This window comes from Armatimonadota bacterium, assembly GCA_031459855.1.
GTDB lineage: Bacteria > Sysuimicrobiota > Sysuimicrobiia > Sysuimicrobiales > Humicultoraceae > Fervidifonticultor > Fervidifonticultor primus.
In genome coordinates, this window is sequence record JAVKHP010000001.1 from 2,628,997 (window position 1) to 2,646,796 (window position 17,800).

Here is a 17,800-nt window from a genome sequence, read left to right on the forward strand (position 1 = left end):
CGACCACCGTCAACAAGGAATCCACGACTACCACACAAAAGTTGACAAAATACGAAAACTGTCGCACTATTTTTGTGTACAGAGTTCGGAACTCATCGGTGTACGCATTCGCGGTTCGTTGTCGCCAACGTCTGGCCGACTCGTGAGCACACCAGAAGACGCACTCGCCTGGGGCCCGCCACCGGTGCGCGAAACGGTCAGCGCGGCGGCGTACCGCCGGCTGCGTGACGCTATTCTGTCGGGCCGGCTGGGGCCCGAGACACGGATCAACGAGGTCGAGCTGGCGCAGGCGTGGCAGGTCAGCCGCACGCCGATCCGCGACGCCCTGCGCCGCCTGGCGGCAGAAGGGCTCCTGGAGCCGGCGCCAGGCCGCGGCATGATGGTTCCTCGGCTTTCGCTTGCCGACGCCGAGGAGCTGTACGAGGTGCGCGAGGTGCTGGAGGCCCGGGCGGCGCGCCTGGCCGCCCTCCATGGGAGCGCCGACCTGCCGGCCACGTTGAGCACGCTCATCAAGGCGTTTGGCGCTGCCCTCAAGGCGGGTGAGGTCGAGCGTCTGCTGGCCATCGACGCCGCGTGCCATGTGACGATCGCCGAGGCGGCCCGCAACGGGCGGCTCCGCCGGCTCCTCGAGCAGCTGTGGGCGCAGACCCAGCCCGTGCGCGCGCGGGCGCTGCGGCAGCGGGCGCGGGCCCAGAAGACGTTCCGGGAGCTCGCGCGCCTGGCGGGCGCGATCCGCGCGCGCGACGCGGCCCGGGCGGAAGCCGCCATGCGGGAGCACCTGGCGAGTGTACGCGCGGACCTGGCTGCCGTCCTGCAGCCGGGCGGGCCGGAGCGGCCGGCTTGACCGGCGTCGACTGGGCCCTATAATCGAGGCCAACAGGCGAGGACGGGGAGGAGTAGGCCGGCAGCGCCCCCAGCGAGGACGGCCACGGGTGGAAGGCCGTCCGGTAGCGGGCCGGTCGAACGTCGCCCCTGAGCCGCAGGTCCGATGCGCCGACGGAGGGCCTGCCGGGTTCGCCCGAGATCGCGAGGCAAGGTCCCCGGTCCGGCGTGCGTACGGGCTGCGGGAACCAGGGTGGTACCGCGGAGCGCCGCTTCGCCCTTGGGGCGAAGCGGCGCATGACGTTCTGGAGGGACGAGGATGCCAGGAGGAAGGCAGGCGCGCAGGCAGACGACGGCACCGCCGTCGCGGTCGGCGGAGGAGACGGCGGCCCCCTACGATCCGCTCACCGTGGAGCCCCGCCGCTACCAGGAGTGGCTCGCCCGCGGCTACTTCCACGCGCCGGTGGACCCCCGGCGCACGCCGTTCGTGATCATGATGCCGCTGCCCAACATCACGGGCACGCTGCACATGGGGCATGCCATCAACCACACGATCCAGGACGTCCTGACCCGGTGGCGGCGGATGCAGGGCTACAACGCCATGTGGCTGCCCGGCACCGATCACGCCAGCATCGCCACCCACGTGGTGATGGAACGCGAGCTGGCCAAGGAGGGCAAGACGCGCTTCGACCTCGGACGGGAGAAGTTCCTGGAGTACGCCTGGGCGTGGAAGGAGAAGTACGGGAGCCTGATCTACAACCAGATCCGTCGCCTGGGCATGGGCTGCGACTGGGAGCGCGTCACCTTCACCCTGGATCCGGGCTACTACGACGCGGTCATCGAGTGCTTCCTGCGCCTGTACCACAAGGGCTACATCTACTACGGGCAGCGCATGATCAACTGGTGCCCCCACGACCAGACCAGCGTGTCCGATCTGGAGGTGGACTACCAGCCCCTGGACAGCCAGCTGTGGTACGTGCGCTACCGCGGCGCCGACGGCGGGCCCGACGTGGTGATCGCCACCCAGCGGCCCGAGACGATCCTGGCGGACGTGGCGGTCGCCGTTCACCCCGACGACGAGCGCTGGCGGGCCCTGGTGGGCCGCGAGGTCGTCGTCCCGATCGTCGACCGTCGGGTGCCTGTCATCGCCGACCGACGTGTCGACCCCAGCTTTGGCACCGGTGCTCTGAAGATCACCCCGGGCCACGACCCGCTGGATCACGCCATCGGCGCCGACCACGGGCTTCCCGTGCTGGTGATCCTGGACCAGCGCGGACGCATGACCGCCGACGCGGGGCGCTACGCCGGCATGGATCGGTTCGAGGCCCGCCAGGCCGTCGCGCGAGACCTGGCGGCGGCAGGACTGGTCGAGCGGGTGGAACCCTACCGCACCAACGTGGGACGGTGCGACCGGTGCAAGACGATCCTGGAGCCGTACATCACCGACCAGTGGTTCTGCCGCATGCAAGAACTGGCGGCGCCGGCGATCGACGCCGTGCGGCAGGGCCGGGTGCGCTTCCACCCGGAGCGGTGGACGAAGGTCTACCTGGACTGGATGAGCGACATCCGGGACTGGAACATCAGCCGGCGCCTGTGGTGGGGCCACCGCATCCCCGTCTGGCACTGCGCCAGCGGCCACCTGGTCGCTCAGCGGGACGCGCCCACCCGCTGCCCCGAGTGCGGCGGCACCGACCTGCGGCAGGAGGAGCAGATCCTCGACACGTGGTTCTCCTCGGCGGCCTGGCCCTTCGCCACCCTGGGCTGGCCCCAGGACACGCCGGACCTGCGCTACTTCTACCCGACCAGCGTGCTGGTGACCGGTCGGGACATCATCTTCCTCTGGGTCGCCCGCATGATCATGTTCGGCCTGGAGTTCATGGGCGAGGTCCCGTTCACCGACGTGTACATCAACCCCACGGTGCTCAACATCGAGGGGAAGCGCATGAGCAAGTCGCTGGGCACCGGGCTCGACCCCCTGGACTACGTCGAGCAGGGCTATGGCGCCGACGCGCTGCGCTACGCGCTGACGCTGCGCTGCTCCCAGGGGCAGCAGGACCTCCGGTTCGGCGAGAAGATGCTGGAGGACGTCCGGAACTTCAACAACAAGATCTGGAACGCTGCCCGCTTCGTGCGCATGCATCTGGAGGGTTTCACGCCCGCGCAGGCGCCGGCTCGCGAGCAGCTGAGCGCCATCGACCGCTGGATCCGCAGCCGCTACGCCGGGCTCGTGCGGCAGGTGACGACGCACCTGGAGGCCTACGACTTCGACAAGGCGGCCCGCGCATTGTACGACTTCATCTGGGCGGAGTACTGCGACTGGTACCTGGAGTTCTCCAAGGTCGACCTGTACCGGGACGGGCTGGCCGCAGGCCGGCGCCTCGCCGTGCAGCACACGCTGTGGCGCGTGCTGGAGGGGACCATGCGGCTGCTGCATCCGATCATGCCGCACATCACCGAGGAGATCTGGCAGCTGCTGCCGCACGAGGGCGAGAGCATCGTGATCGCACCGTGGCCGGCGCCGGACCCCGGCGAGGACGATCCCGCAGCGGAGGCGGCGGTGGAGGTGCTCATGGCCGTCACCCGCGCCATCCGCTCGCTGCGGGCCGATCTGGGGCTGGCGCCCGCGTCCTGGCCGGCGGTCCGCGTGGGTGGGCCTGTGGATCGCCGCCAGGTGGTGGAGCAGTACCAGGAGTACGTCGCCCGACTGGCGCGCGCCGACCTGCGCATCGCCGCCGACGGGCAGCGGGAGCCCGGGAGCGTCGGCACCGTCGCAGCCGGCCTCGACGTCTCGCTCGCCGTGCCCACGACCGATCGCGCCAGGGCCCGGCGCCGGCTCGAACAAGAACTCCAACGGGTCGAGGCGGCCGCGGCACGCACCGCCGCGCGCCTGGCGGATCCCGCGTTCCTCGCGAAGGCCCCGGCCGAGACGGTGGAGGAGGAACGACGGCGCGACGAGGAGCTGCGCGCGCGCCAGCAGGTCCTCGCGGGTTATCTCGCCGACCTGCGCTAGTGCGGGGGCGGGGTGGGGGTGATCGAGACGGCACGGTCACCCGTCGCGGTGATGGCGTGTGACCACGTCAGGCTGTCGTCGGAGGCGAGCCGCGCGTCGAAGGAGTTCCAGGCGCCTCACCGAACATGGCCTGTTGTGCGATACAACAGCGTGGTCGCTGGCGTGGTGCTGGTCGGGTTGTTCGTAGCGTCCCTCGTGATCGGGTATCTGGTCGGGGAGCGCTACTTCAAGGGGACACCGGGGCCGTCAGTGGGACAGCTGGCGCCGCCGCCCACGGCCCCGCCGTCGCCTGCACCGCGCCGGCTGGCACCACCGACGCCAGCGGCGCCCGCGACACCGCCCACGACCGCTCTGCCAGGTCCTGTGCCGCGTACGCCGGCCGCCACGCCCACGCCGGCCCCAGCCGTCCCCGTGGCACCGCCTGCCGCGCCGGCGCAGCCGACGCCATCGCCGCCGGGGTCGGCGCGCACTGGCCCAGACACCGGGGCGGTGCCCCCGATACCGCGCCGTGCGGCCTCGCCGCAGCCCGGCCCGGCACAGACCCTGTACATCGTGCAGGTGGGCGCGTTCACGAGCCGCGAGCGTGCAGGACAGCTGGCCGACGCGCTGCGGGCCGAGGGCTTCGCACCGTACGTAGTGCACGAGGGCGGGCTCTACAAAGTCCGGGTGGGCGCGTTCCGCGACCGCGCGCGGGCCCAGGACCTGGCGGCGCGGGTGCGCGCGCGGGGGTACGACGCGGCCGTCCTGCACTAGTTCGGGACGTCCGGGACCGCCGTCGACCGCCCCGCGGCCCCGTGGAGAACAGGTACGACCTCACACGATCCCTGACGCGGGAGGCCAGCCAATATGCACGGTCCACGACCGCAGGACCCTGCAAGCCTGGGGTTCGAGCGCATCCGGTACGTTAAAGAGGGTCCCCGGGCCACGGTGACCATCAACCGACCGGAGGTGCTGAATGCGCTGGACTTCCCCACGCTGCGCGAGATGAGCCGCGCGTTCGAAGACGCCGCCTGGGACGACGCGGTGGCCGTGGTGGTGCTCACGGGGGCCGGGGACCGCGCGTTCTGCACGGGCGCCGACCTGCGGGAACAGGAGCAGTTCCTGGCCCGTCCCCGGGACTACTGGAAGTGGATGGGGGCGTTCATCGAGGCCCAGGAGCGATTGCGGAACATCGGCAAGCCCACCATCGCGCGCCTGAACGGCATGGTGGTCGGGGGTGGCAACGAGTTCAACCTGGCGTGTGACCTCGCGGTGGCCGCCAGCGACATCGCCATCCGCCACGTGGGCCCGGCCCGCGGGAGCGTGCCGGCCGCGGGCGCCACGCAGTGGCTGCCCCTCGTGGTGGGCGACCGCCGCGCCCGGGAGATCCTCTTCCTGTGTGAGGAGATCCCGGCACCGCAGGCCCTGGAGTGGGGGCTGGTCAACCGGGTGGTGCCCCGCCCGCAGCTGGACGCTGCGGTGGACGAGCTCGTGACCGCGCTCGTGCACAAGCTGCCAGAGGTGACGCGCTACACCAAACAGCAGCTCAACTTCTGGCGCGACATCTCGTGGCACCTGACGATCGGGCACGCGCGGGAGTGGCTCACGCTGCACGCGGGCGCCGCGGAGACCTACGAGGGGATCCGCGCGTTCCTCGCGAAGCGGCCGGTGGACTACGCGGGGATCCGCAGGCGGCTGGCGATGGGGGCCTCCACCGAGTTCGTCTGGGGCCCGCCGACCGCCGCGTGCCCGGCCTGCGGCGCGGAGGGGCTCCCGGCCGAGTTCCGGTTCTGCGGCCGGTGCGGTGCGGCGTTGCCGCCAACCCCGGCTTAGACCCATAAGCCGTCGCGGCGTGGCCGGGGCGGACGTCGTCCCTGTTGGGGGTAGGCCGCCCCGCAATGCGCCCGAGGAGGAGATCCGATGACCTACGCACACCTGCTGGTCGAGCGCGATGGGCCCGTGGTCGTCGTGACGCTGCACCGCCCGCAGGTCCTGAACGCGCTGAACCGTGCGACGATGGACGAGCTGGTCGACGCGCTGGAGGCCGCCGACCGCGACGACGACGTCCGCTGCATGGTGCTGACCGGCAGCGACCGGGCATTTGCAGCCGGCGCCGACGTCACCGAGTTCGTCGAGGCCACCCCGGTGACGATGCTCACCGGCTACCGCTTTCAGCAGTGGGAGCGCATTCGCCACCTCAGCAAACCCCTCATCGCTGCGGTGCGCGGCTACGCACTGGGCGGAGGCTGCGAGCTGGCCATGCTGTGCGACATGATCGTGGCCGGCGAGAGCGCCCGGTTCGGGCAGCCGGAGATCAACATCGGTCTCATGCCGGGCGCGGGCGGCACCCAGCGCCTTACGCGCGCCGTGGGCAAGGCCCGGGCGATGGAGATCGTGCTGACCGGCCGGCACGTGCCGGCCGCCGAAGCCTACGCCATGGGGCTGGTGACCCGGGTGGTGCCCGACGAGGTCGTGCTGGACGAGGCTCGACGGCTGGCGCACCTGATCGCCTCGAAGCCGCCGGTGGCCGTGCGGCTGGCGAAGGAAGCGGTGCTGCGGGCGTTCGACACCACCCTCGAGGTCGGGCTGGAGCACGAGCGGCGGCTGTTCTACCTTCTGTTCGCCACCGACGACAAGACCGAGGGCGTCCGGGCGTTCCTGGAGAAGCGCCCGCCGACCTTTCGCGGTCGCTGACCGGAGTCGCTGATTGGAGGTACGCGATGAGCCCGATACCGACGCTGGCCACGGTGCTCACCGCCCTGGACGGGGGCGTGCTGACCCTCACCCTCAACCGGCCCGACGTGCTCAACGCGCTCAACGAGCAGCTGCTGGCCGACCTGCACGACGGGCTGCGGTTCGCCGAGCGCACGCCCGACGTGCGATGCGTGGTGCTGACCGGCGCCGGCCGGGGCTTCTGCTCCGGCCAGGACCTCCGGGAGCGGACGGGCGCGGAGGCGGTGTCGTACGGCGACTCCCTGCGCCGCCGCTACAACCCCGTCGTCCTGCGCATGCGCACCATGGAGAAGCCGGTGATCGCCGCGGTCAACGGGGTGGCGGCCGGCGCCGGCTGCAACCTGGCGCTGGCGGCCGACCTGCGGATCGCCTCGGACCGCGCGTCGTTCATCGAGGTCTTCAGCCGCGTCGGCCTCGTGCCCGACTCCGGGGGCACGTTCACGCTGCCACGGTTGGTGGGGCTGGGGAAGGCCCTCGAGCTGGCGTTCACCGCCGACCCGGTGGACGCCCACGAGGCGCTGCGGCTCGGCTTGGTCAACCGCGTGGTGCCTCACGACGAGCTGATGGCGCACACGCTGGCCCTGGCGACCCGGCTCGCCCAGGGGCCCACGCGGGCGTTCGGGCTGACCAAGCGCGCCTTCGCCTACGCGCTGACGGCGTCGCTGGAGGCGGCGCTGGAGTACGAGGCGCACCTGCAGGAGATCGCCGGGCGCACCGCCGACCACCGCGAGGGCGTGGCGGCCTTTCTCGAGAAGCGCCAGCCCCGTTTTGAGGGCCGCTAGGCGCGGGCGGGGCAGGGGAGGGCCTGGGATGGACAGCCGTCCCCTGATCGGCGTGGTAGGCGCCGGCACCATGGGCGGCGGCATCGCGCAGGTCGCCGCGACGGCGGGGTATTCTGTCGTCGTCGCCGACGTGGCGGAGGACGTGCTGCAGCGCTGTCGCGCGCGCATCGCCGAAGCGCTGGGGCGCCGGGTCGCCGACGGCCGGTTGACCCCGGCGGACGCCGACGCCATCCTGGGCCGTCTGCGGTGGGTGACCGAGCTGGCGGACCTGCACGGCGCGGCCGTGGTCATCGAGGCGGTGCCCGAGGATCTAGCGACCAAGCGCGAGGTGTTCCGCCGGTTGGACGCGCTGCACCCGCCCTCGGTCGTCCTCGCCTCCAACACGTCGTCGCTGCCCATCACCCGCATCGCGGCGGCCACACAGCACCCCGAGCGGGTCGTGGGGCTGCACTTCTTCAACCCGGTGCCGGCCATGGCGCTGGTGGAGGTCGTCCAGGGCGAGCGCACCGCGGAGGGGACGGTGCGCGCCGCGGTGGACCTGGTGCGTGCGCTGGGCAAGCAGCCCGTGCCCGTGCGGGACGCGCCCGGGTTCCTCGTCAACCGCGTCGCGCGGCCGTTCTACACCGAGGCGTTCCGTGTGCTCGCCGACGGCCTCGCGCCCGTGGACGTGGTCGACCGCGTCATGCGCGATGCTGGCGGGTTCCGCATGGGGCCGTTCGAGCTGCTGGACCTCATCGGGCTGGACGTCAACCTGGCGGTGTCGCGGTCGATCTACGACGCGTTCTTCCACGATCCGCGCTACCGCCCGCACCCGATCCAGGAACGTATGGTCGATGCCGGCCTGCTGGGGCGGAAGGTCGGTCGCGGGTTCTACGACTACAGTGCCCGTGCGGCGACCGTATCGGACTTGGCTGCAGGCCGCCAGACGGCGGGAACCCCGCCGGCGCCGGAGCTGCGCGAAATCCCAAACGCGGCAGGCCGGCAGGAGGGCCCCGGCGGGCCGGTGGTGGTCGTGGGCGAGAGCGCGCTTGCGACCGAGGTGGCCGCCGCCGCGCGCGCTGCAGGCCTCGCCGTGACGGCGCGCCCGTCGACCACCGGCCGGTGGCGGGCGACGACGGTCGTCGACGCGTCACTGGATCGGCCCGAGGAGAAGGCTGCGCGACTGGCGGCCATCGAGCGCCGGCTCGCACCCCATGCCGTGATCCTCACGCTGACCCTGACCAGTTCGGTGACGGAAGCCGCGCGGCGCTGCAAGCGACCGGAGCGGGTCGTGGGCGTCGCCACGCTGCCACCCCTGGCGGACCGCCCGCTGGTGGAGGTCCAGGCCGGCCTGCGCACTGCGCGCCAGGCCCTGGAGCGCGCGGTGGCGTTCTGGACCGCGCTCGGCAAGCGTGTCGCGGTGGTCGGCGACGGGGTGGCCGGCATCTTCCCAAGGATTCAAGCGCTGCTCTGTCACGAGGCGCTGTGCGCCGTGGCCGAGGGCGTCGCGGCCCCCGCCGACGTTGACACGGCCATGCGGCTTGGCATGAACTATCCCCAGGGCCCGGTGGAGCGCGCGGAGACCGTCGGTCTCGACGTGGTGCTGGCGATCGTCGACGCCCTCTGCGCCGACCAGGGCGACCCGCGGTATCGTGCCACGCCCTGGCTGCGCCGGCTGGTGGCGGCCGGCTGCCAGCGGGTGCCCGCGGGGCCGACCCCGCCGTCGCCCGGAGGCGAGACGCATGCGTGAGGGTGCCAGAGACGCGGTCATCGTGGATGCCGTGCGCACGCCGATCGGCCGCTACGGGGGGGTGCTGCGGGACGTCCGGCCGGACGACCTGGCGGCGACGGTCATCCAGGCCCTGGTGCGCCGGTCGAACCTCGACCCGTCGTCGATCGAGGACGTGATCCTGGGCTGCGCGAACCAAGCCGGGGAGGACAACCGCAACGTGGCGCGCATGGCGGTCCTGCTCGCAGGGCTGCCGGTCAGCGTCGCCGGCCAGACCGTCAACCGGCTGTGCGGGTCGGGCCTGCAGGCGGTGGTGGCCGCTGCCCATGCGATCTGGGCGGGGGAGGGGGAGGTCTTCATCGCCGGCGGCGTAGAGTCCATGACGCGGGCACCGCTGGTGATGGGGAAACCGGCAGAGGGTTTCCCGCGCGGGGACGTGCGGCTCTACGACACCACCCTCGGCTGGCGCTTCATTAACCCGCGGCTGGCCGAGATGTACCCGCCCTACAGCATGGGGGAGACCGCAGAGCACGTGGCCACGCAGTACGGGATCACGCGCGAAGAGCAGGACGCGTTTGCGCTGGAGAGCCAGCGACGGGCCGCAGCGGCGATGGCCGCCGGACGGTTTGCCGACGAGATCGTGCCCGTGGTGATCCCGCGGCGCCGGGGCGATCCGGTGGTGGTCGACACCGACGAGCATCCCCGGCCGCAGACCACGCTGGAGGCACTGGCCGCCCTGCCGCCGGCCTTTCGCAAGGACGGCACCGTCACCGCCGGCAACGCTTCGGGCATCAACGACGGCGCGGCTGCGCTGTTGCTCATGGAAGCCCGGCGGGCCGCGGCCCTGGGCCTGCGGCCGCTCGCGCGGATCGTGGCCAGCGCGGTGGCAGGGGTCGACCCGGCCATCATGGGCATCGGCCCGGTGCCGGCGACGCGCAAGGCGCTGGCGCGCGCCGGCCTGCGCGTCGAGGACCTGGACGTGGTCGAGCTCAACGAGGCGTTCGCCGTGCAGGTGCTGGCGTGCGCGCGCGACCTGGGGATCCCCCTGGAGAAGCTCAACCCCAACGGCGGCGCCATCGCCCTGGGCCACCCCCTGGGCTGCAGCGGTGCGCGGCTCGTGGTCACGCTGGTGCACGAGCTGCGGCGGCGTGGCGGGCGGTACGGGCTGGCCACCATGTGCATCGGCGTCGGGCAGGGCATCGCCATGATCGTGGAACGGCAGGGGTCGTCCCAGGAGGAGATATGCAGCTGACGGACAGGCACGGGCGACCGATCACACCCGGGGCGCGGGTGCGGGTTGCGGGGCTGGAAGGCATCGTGAACCGGCTCGAACCGCAGTACGGGGTGTTCACCATCGTCATCGAGGAACGGACCGGGAAGAAGGAGCGCATGGTGCGGGCTGCCGACGCCGAAGTGCTCGCCGCGGAGACGGCGGGCTGACGGGCACGCTCGCCCCGGCACACCGATCCGCACGCGCGCCCTGGCCGTACGGCAGGCACTAGGTACGATACGCGTACTGCGCCAGGTGCGCGGAGACCAGCGCCCGCAACGCGGCCTGGTCTGCCTCCCGATCCAGAACCCGGTCCCGCGCGATCACGAGCGGAGCGCGCAGCGCAAAGGCGCCGACGAGGGACACGACCACGTCGCGCGCGGTCTCACCGACCTCGACCTGCGCTCCCGGGGCGATGCGGGCCGCCTCGTCCTCGACCAGGCGATGGAACCGCTCGAGGCCCACGTGCGTGTAGAGGGCCTCCAGCGCCCGGTCACGCGCATCGTCGAGGGTACGGCCCCGAATCGGCGCGCGAAGGTACTGCTCATCGCGTCGGCCCCGACGGCGGCCGGCCCAGATGCGGATCTCGTACCGGCCGTCGTGGACAGGGCCCTCGACGAGCAGCACGAAGGCTTCACCCAGCACGGTGACCGTCTCTTCCCAGCGACCCTGTGGTGAACCCACGATAGTACCCTCCCCGGCGGCAGTCACCTCACGTGTCCCGACCGGGCCTGACGTGCCCTCACAGCGGGAGGGACGCGCGTGCAGCCGGTCGTCGCATCTCCCTGTTCCACACCTGCAGGGAGGCCCCTGTCCCGTAGGGAGGCCCCTGTCCTGTAGGGAGGCCGCTGTCCCGTTGCCGGTGCCGCGCGGGACACGTGCGGCCCGGTCTTTCGGGTGCGGTAGGTCGCATCCTGCACGGCGCGCACGGCGCGCGCACAGCGCCTGCCTCGGCCGCGTGCCCTGGCGACAGCACAGGGCGTGTATTTAACATAACGGACCTTATGCGAAGTAGACAGGACTTTCCCCGGCCCGGCCCGGCCGGCCCTTGCGGCTTCGCAGGCCCTCGGCCTTGGCGCGCCATCGGCGCACGCGTATGCTTCCCGAACACGTGTTTGCGTTTTCCACCGGCACCTGCTATGATGGGCACCGGCACAGGACGATGTCCGGAGGCAGGGGATGACGGCACGGCTCACGCGACGCCAGGCGGACATTCTCACGTTTGTGAAACGCTACACCGAGACGCACGGCTATCCGCCCTCGGTACGGGAGATCGGGCAGGCCATGGGCCTCACCAGCAGTTCCACGGTCCACAGCCACCTAGCGGCGTTGGAGCGCAAAGGGTACCTCCGTCGCGATCCAAGCAAGCCGCGCGCCCTTGAGATCCTCGAGGCGGGTGGGCGACCCAGCCGCAAGGTCGTGCCGGTCCCGGTGGTGGGTCGCGTGGCCGCCGGGGTGCCGCTGCTGGCCGAGGAGAACATCGAGGACCACCTGCCGCTGCCGGCCGATCTCGTGAACGGCGACGAGACTTTTGCGCTGCGGGTCTCGGGCGACAGTATGATCGAGGCGGGGATCCTCGACGGCGACCTCGTCATCGTGCGCCGGCAGGCCACGGCCAACAACGGCGACATCGTGGTAGCGCGCCTGGGCGACGAGGCGACCGTCAAGTACTTCTACCGGGAGAAGGATCGCATCCGCCTGCAGCCGGCGCACCCTGCGATGGCGCCCATCTACGTCACGGACGTGGTCATCGAGGGGAAGGCGATCGCCGTGCTTCGCCGGTTGCGCTGAGCGCGCGCAGCTGCACCGCGACCGGCCCCGGGAGGTCCGCGACCACCACCGCGCCCTCACCGTCGTAGTGTTCCGCCACCACCCGGCCCTCGCGGTGGATCTGCGCCAGCAGGCGCGCGTCGCGGTAGGGGATGCGCAGGCGCACGCGCAGCCAGGGTTCAGGTAGGTGGCGCGCCAGCGCGTCCAGGAGGCGGTCGAGCCCCTGCCGCCGCGTGGCCGAGATCACGATCGCTTCGGGCTGCGCCTGGGCCAGCGCACGGACGGCAGCCTCGTCGAGCAGGTCCGCCTTGTTGAACACCAGCACCCTCGGGTGGTCGCCGGCACCGATCTCCGCCAGCACGTCGTGCACCACCTCCACCTGTGCCGGCCAGTCCGGCCGACTGGCGTCCACGACGTGCACGAGGAGATCGGCGGCGGTGACCTCTTCCAGGGTGGCGCGGAAGGCGGCGACAAGCTGCGTGGGCAGCCGCTGGATGAACCCCACCGTGTCGACCAGCACCACCTGCCGCCCGGTGGGCAGCACCAGCCGCCGGGCCGTCGGGTCCAGCGTGGCGAACAGGCGGTCCTCGACGAAGACCTGAGCGCCCGTCAGCGCGTTCAGCAGCGTAGACTTGCCCGCATTCGTGTACCCCACCAGCGCCACCTGGGGCACGCCCGCCCGCTGGCGGGGCGCGCGCTGCCGCGCGCGGCGACGGCGGATCAGGTCGATCTCGCGTCGGAGGTGGGTGATGCGCTGGCGGATGCGCCGCCGGTCCATCTCCAGCTTGGTCTCGCCGGGCCCGCGCGTCCCAATGCCGCCGCCCAGCCGCGACAACCAGACGCCCCGACCGGCCAGACGCGGCAGCGTGTACTCGAGCTGTGCCAGCTCCACCTGGAGCCGGCCCTCACGCGTCCGCGCCCGCTGGGCGAAGATGTCGAGCACCAGCGCCGTTCGGTCCAGGACCTTCATGCCGAGCTCGCGCTCCAGCGTGCGCTGCTGCGCCGGGGTGAGTTCCTCGTCGACGAGCACGACGGTAGCCGCGTACCGCTCGCCCGCCCGCACGATCTCGTCGAGCTTGCCCCGCCCGATGTAGGTCGCCGGATCCGGCGTGGCCCGGCGCTGGATGATGGTCGCAACAGGTTGGGCGCCGGCCGTCTCGGCCAGCCGGGCGAGCTCCTCGAGGCTGCGTTCGGCGTCGCCGCGCCGGTCCAGGGCCACGAGCACCGCCCGTTCCTGCAGCGCGCTGCCCGTCGGCACCGGTCCCCGGCGACGCCGCGCGGCGATCGCAGCCCGAACGCGCGGCGCCAGGTCCAGGTGGGCCAGGGCGTCCGGGCTGTAGGGCCCTTCGGTGACCCAGGCGGAGTCACCGTCGGCCGCCGTCGGGGTCAGCAGCCACACCTCGGTCGGCGCCCCGCGTTCGACGCCGGCGGTCACCACGAGGTCCAGCGCCAGGTCGGTCAGCACGCGCTGGTCGCCTTCGTCCGGGCGGCCGTCGGGCTGGGGGTGCACCTCCACGTAGCGCAGGCCCGCGTCCCGGCTGGAGCGGCGCGCCGCCTCGTCCACCAGGGGCTGCCAGCGGCGACTGATCACCACAGGACCCACGACGCCGTGGCGGTCCACGAACACGCCGACCTCACGGCGCAGTGCCTGCGCCAGGTGGGCGAGGATCGAGAGCAACTCGGGGCTCGCAATCCGCTCCTGCGGCACCCGTCGGCGGGACAGGGCCTCGAGCATCTGGCGGTGCGTGGGCTGAATCTGCCGCGGCAGGCCGAGGATCGTCGGACTCAGGGGACCTCCCCTCCACCCCGCACGGGGGCGCGGGGGCGGTGTGGGCGCACCTCAGGCATAGGCGCGGGTGATCCGCTCGAGGGCTTCGTCGAGTCGCGCGTCGGGTGTGGTGAGCGACAGGCGGACGTAGCCTTCGCCATACGCCCCGTACCCCGCCCCGGGCGTGATGACCACGCCGGTGCGCTCGAGGACATCGGCACAGAACGCGGCGGCCGACTGGCCGTCGGGCGTGGGCATCCAGATGTAGAGCGTGCCCCTGGGCGTCGGCGGTGACCAGCCGACCCGACGCAGCGCTGCCACCACGCGGTCACGGCGTGCCCGGTAGATCGCCAGCGTGTGCGCCACGCTGTCCTGAGGGCCCCGGAGGGCCGCCACCGCTGCGGCCTGGACGGCGGTGAACACGCCGGAGTCGACGTTGGTCTTCACGGTGCCCAGCGCGTCGACGGCCGCGTGGTTGCCCACGGCGAAGCCCACGCGCCACCCCGTCATGTTGTACGTCTTGGACAACGAGTGGAGTTCGATGGCGCACTCGGCCGCCCCGTCGACCTGCAGGATGCTCGGCGCCACGTACCCGTCGTAGGTGATCTCCGAGTAGGCGTTGTCGTGCACCACCACCAGGCCCCACCGCCGCGCGAACGCCACCGCCTCGGTGAAGAACTCCAGCGTGGCCACCGCGCCCGTGGGGTTGTTGGGGTAGTTCAGGAACAGCAGGCGCGCACGCCGCAGCACGTCTGCGGGGATCTCGTCCAGTGCCGGGAGAAACCCGCGCTCGGGTCGCAGCGGCACGGGGTACGGCTCGCCCTCGGCCATGATCGTGGCCGACCGGTAGACCGGGTAGCCGGGGTCGGGGACCAGTGCCACCTCACCGGGGTTGAGCAACGCCCATGGCAGGTGCGCCAGTCCTTCCTTGGAGCCGATCAGGGCCAGGACCTGCCGGTGGGGGTCCAGCGCGACGCCGAAGCGCCGCGCGAACCACTCGGCCACCGCCTCGCGGAACTCCCGGGTGCCCAGGTAGGGCGGATACCGGTGGGTCCGCGGGTCCTGCGCGGCGCGGGTCAGCGCCTCGACGATGTGCGATGGCGTCGGCAGGTCGGGATCGCCCACCCCCAGGTTGATCACGTCGACCCCGCGCGCCCGCAACTCCTCCTGCCGCCGATCCAGGTCGGCGAACAGGTAGGCCCCAATGCGCTGCAACCGCTGCGACGGCGTCGTCTTCACCTGCTGTGGTCCCATTCTCCCCTCCCCCACTGCGCGAGTGCCGTCACCATGATAGCATGGACCTGTGGCAGCAGCGCAGCGGGCTCGAGGCCCGTGGCATCCACCCACCGGATGCGCGCGTCCCTGCGGAACCAGGTGAGCTGCCGTTTGGCGTACCGCCGGGTGTTGCGCTTGAGCCGGCGGACCGCCTCGGCGTAGTCGTACCGGCCCAGCAGGTAGCCCGCGAGTTCCTTGTAGCCCAGCCCCTGCATCGCCGGCGCCTCGAGCGGGATGCCGCGCTGCAGCAGCCGGCGGGTCTCGTCGAGCAGTCCCGCCGCCAGCTGCTCGTCCACCCGGGCATCGATGCGTCGGTACAGGTCGACGCGTGCGCGCCACAGTCCCACGAGCACCGCCGCCGTCGACGGGCCCCGGCGCTGCTGCGCCGAGATCGGGCGGCCGGTGGCCAGGCAGACCTCCAGCGCGCGGATCACGCGCCGCACGTTGTGCGGATGGATGCGGGACGCGGCCACCGGGTCCACCGCCTGCAGGCGGGCATGGAGCGCCGCCGGGCCGTGGGCGCGTGCGTCCGCCTCCAGGCGTGCCCGCAGGACGGGATCGGGCGCGACCGCGGGGATGTGGAAGTCGTCGACCACGGCGCGGATGTAGAGCCCGGTACCGCCGACGAGCAGCGGCAACCGGCCACGGTCGCGGATCGCGGCGATCGCCGCCCTCGCCAGCCGTTGGAACTGCGCCACGGTGAACGTCTCCTCGGGGTCGGCGACGTCCAGCAGGTGGTGCGGGACCGCGGCCCGCTGCGCGGCCGTGGGCTTGGCGGTGCCGATGTCCATGCCCCGGTAGACGGTGCGCGAGTCGGCGCAGACGATCTCCGCGCCCAGGCGCTGGGCCAGGGCCACGGCCAGGCTGGTCTTGCCCACGGCAGTCGGGCCGCACAGCACGGCCAGCGGCGCGGGCGCCTCGTCGTGCGGCTCGTCTGCGGGACGGTGTGCGCTCAGGTCCGGAGGAACCACCGCTCGAGCTGGGCGCGCGGGATGGCCACGATCGTCGGGCGACCGTGGAAGCACGTGAAGGGATCGTCGGTCGTGGCGAGGTCGGCCAGCAGCGCTCCCATCGTGTCGGGCGTCAACCGGTCGCCCGCGCGGATGGCGGCGTGACACGCCGTGGCGATGGCCAGGCGGTCCAGGGGCTCCTCCCCCTCTCCGTCGTCGGCTAGCGCGGCGAGCACCCGGCGCAGCAGGTCCTCGTACCGTGCCGCGGCGGCCAGCGCCGGCACGGCGCGCAGGAGGGCCGTGTGCGGGCCGAACGGCTCCACCTCGTACCCCAGCGCCGCCAGCACGTCGCGGGCACCGGTGATCAGGTGCAGGTCCGCGGGTGACACTTCCACCGGCAGCGGTACGGCCAGCACCTGGCGGGGGAGATCACCGCGCGCCCGGGCGCCGCGCAGCCGCTCGAACAGCACCCGCTCATGGGCCGCGTGCTGGTCGACCAGGTACAGCCCGTCAGGGCCTTCCGCCACGATGTACGTCAGCAACACCTGGCCCAGTGGCCGCAGCGGCGGCAGGCGCGGGCCTCCAGTCCCCAGGTACGCGTCGACGCCTTCCCGGACGGCCAGGTCGAGCGAGGCCGTAGACCCCGGGGCGGGCTGTGTCGACAGCTCCTGCCAGGACGTCACCACACCGCCGCTGCCGGCCGGCAGTGGCGCGGCAGTTGCCTGCCGGACCAGCGGGGAGGCCAGCAACGCACTGCGCACCGCACCGGCCACGGCGCCGACCAACCGTCCCTCGTCGCGCAGGCGCACCTCGAGCTTGCGCGGGTGGACGTTGACGTCGACCAGCGCGGGCGTGACGTCGAGGAAGAGCACGAACGCCGGAAAGCGGCCCGTCGGCACCAGCTGGGCGCATCCCTGCTCGACGGCACGGCGCAGCCCGGCGTGCTGCACGGGACGGCCGTTGACGAGCACGTACTGGGCGCTGCGCGTGGGCCGGCTCCGCTGCGGGTGGTGCACCCATCCCCGCACCGTCCCGCCCGGGACGGCGGCGTGGACCTCGATCAGCTCACCGGGGCTGCGGACGCCCAACGCCGCGGCCACGCGCTCGGCGAGGGACGCGGCGGGCCAGACGGTCGGCTCGCGCCCGTCGAACGCCAGGCGGAAGGTCACCTCGGGCGCCGCCAGCGTCGCCTTGAGGACGGTGTCGGCGATCAGCGCCTGCTCGCGGGCCGGCGACTTCAGGAACTTCAACCGCGCCGGCGTCGTGTGGAAGAGCCGGCGGACCTCCACAGTGGTCCCCGGTGGCGCGCCGTACCCTTCCACCGACTGCACGCGCCCACCGACCACGACCACCCGGACGGCTGCAGGCGCCCCCGGCTGGCGCGTCGTCAGCACCACCTGGGCCACCGCGGCGATGCTGGGCAGGGCCTCGCCGCGGAACCCGTAGGACCGCATCCGGTGGAGATCGTCTAAGGTGGCGATCTTGCTGGTGGCGAACCGCTCGAACGCCACCGTGACGTCCTCTTCGGCGATGCCCTCGCCGTCGTCGGTGACGCGGATCAGTTGCAGCCCGGCCCCCTCCACCTCGATGACGACGCTCCGGGCGTGGGCGTCCAGGGCGTTCTCCAGCAGCTCCTTCACCACCGAGGCCGGCCGCTCCACGACCTCGCCGGCGGCGATGCGGTCTGCGACGGCAGGGTCCAGGATGCGGATGCGGCTCACGCGTCTTTCCGC

At 72.5% G+C, this 17,800-nt stretch carries 15 protein-coding genes; 10 read left to right on the forward strand and 5 right to left on the reverse strand.

Translation table 11 applies throughout. The annotated features are described in order from the left end of the window. The first annotated feature begins 142 nt into the window (after nt 1-142). From QN157_12065 to QN157_12105, 9 genes are all read left to right on the forward strand, one after another. Entirely contained in the window at nt 143-844 is a 702-nt protein-coding gene (locus QN157_12065) for a GntR family transcriptional regulator (protein MDR7556325.1), read from the forward strand. Between the two features lie 297 nt (nt 845-1,141). Beyond that, nucleotides 1,142-3,832 (forward strand): valine--tRNA ligase, encoded by a 2,691-nt coding sequence (locus QN157_12070; GenBank protein MDR7556326.1) that lies wholly within the window; start codon nt 1,142-1,144, stop codon nt 3,830-3,832. 489 nt (nt 3,833-4,321) lie between these two features. Then, on the forward strand, nt 4,322-4,585 hold the full coding sequence (locus tag QN157_12075; GenBank protein MDR7556327.1) for an SPOR domain-containing protein: 264 nt from the start codon (nt 4,322-4,324) through the stop codon (nt 4,583-4,585). Between the two features lie 93 nt (nt 4,586-4,678). After that, on the forward strand, nt 4,679-5,644 hold the full coding sequence (locus QN157_12080) for an enoyl-CoA hydratase-related protein (protein MDR7556328.1): 966 nt from the start codon (nt 4,679-4,681) through the stop codon (nt 5,642-5,644). Between the two features lie 87 nt (nt 5,645-5,731). Beyond that, complete coding sequence (locus QN157_12085; GenBank protein MDR7556329.1) at nt 5,732-6,505, forward strand: enoyl-CoA hydratase-related protein; 774 nt, start codon at nt 5,732-5,734, stop codon at nt 6,503-6,505. 26 nt (nt 6,506-6,531) lie between these two features. Continuing rightward, a complete protein-coding gene (locus tag QN157_12090) occupies nt 6,532-7,326 on the forward strand; it encodes an enoyl-CoA hydratase-related protein (protein ID MDR7556330.1) in 795 nt (264 codons plus the stop codon). A gap of 28 nt (nt 7,327-7,354) precedes the next feature. Beyond that, a complete protein-coding gene (locus QN157_12095; protein ID MDR7556331.1) occupies nt 7,355-9,055 on the forward strand; it encodes a 3-hydroxyacyl-CoA dehydrogenase NAD-binding domain-containing protein in 1,701 nt (566 codons plus the stop codon). Then, nucleotides 9,048-10,286 carry a 3-oxoadipyl-CoA thiolase gene (gene pcaF / locus QN157_12100; GenBank protein MDR7556332.1) on the forward strand — a complete coding sequence of 413 codons (1,239 nt, stop codon included), beginning with the start codon at nt 9,048-9,050 and terminating at the stop codon, nt 10,284-10,286. The genes QN157_12095 and pcaF overlap by 8 nt, the downstream gene beginning before the upstream one ends. Continuing rightward, nucleotides 10,277-10,474, forward strand: coding sequence for a hypothetical protein (locus QN157_12105; protein ID MDR7556333.1), 198 nt, complete (start codon nt 10,277-10,279; stop codon nt 10,472-10,474). Before pcaF ends, QN157_12105 begins: the two co-directional genes overlap by 10 nt. 58 nt (nt 10,475-10,532) lie before the next feature. On the opposite strand, the gene QN157_12110 is transcribed toward QN157_12105, so the two are convergent. Beyond that, on the reverse strand, nt 10,533-10,988 hold the full coding sequence (locus QN157_12110) for a hypothetical protein (protein MDR7556334.1): 456 nt from the start codon (nt 10,986-10,988) through the stop codon (nt 10,533-10,535). A 495-nt stretch (nt 10,989-11,483) separates the two neighbouring features. Here QN157_12110 and lexA point away from each other — a divergent pair, with 495 nt between their 5' ends. Continuing rightward, on the forward strand, nt 11,484-12,095 hold the full coding sequence (gene lexA, locus QN157_12115; protein MDR7556335.1) for a transcriptional repressor LexA: 612 nt from the start codon (nt 11,484-11,486) through the stop codon (nt 12,093-12,095). Here the strand turns inward: lexA and hflX are convergent. The 4 genes from hflX to mutL form a co-directional block, all read right to left on the reverse strand. Continuing rightward, on the reverse strand, nt 12,052-13,809 hold the full coding sequence (gene hflX, locus QN157_12120) for a GTPase HflX (GenBank protein MDR7556336.1): 1,758 nt from the start codon (nt 13,807-13,809) through the stop codon (nt 12,052-12,054). The genes lexA and hflX overlap by 44 nt on opposite strands. Before the next feature lie 105 nt (nt 13,810-13,914). Further along, complete coding sequence (locus tag QN157_12125; protein ID MDR7556337.1) at nt 13,915-15,096, reverse strand: LL-diaminopimelate aminotransferase; 1,182 nt, start codon at nt 15,094-15,096, stop codon at nt 13,915-13,917. Next, nucleotides 15,078-16,088 (reverse strand): tRNA (adenosine(37)-N6)-dimethylallyltransferase MiaA, encoded by a 1,011-nt coding sequence (gene miaA / locus QN157_12130; GenBank protein MDR7556338.1) that lies wholly within the window; start codon nt 16,086-16,088, stop codon nt 15,078-15,080. The genes QN157_12125 and miaA overlap by 19 nt, the downstream gene beginning before the upstream one ends. After that, nucleotides 16,070-17,788: a DNA mismatch repair endonuclease MutL gene (gene mutL / locus QN157_12135; GenBank protein ID MDR7556339.1), complete on the reverse strand. Its 1,719-nt coding sequence runs from the start codon at nt 17,786-17,788 to the stop codon at nt 16,070-16,072. Before mutL ends, miaA begins: the two co-directional genes overlap by 19 nt. Nucleotides 17,789-17,800: the final 12 nt, after the last annotated feature.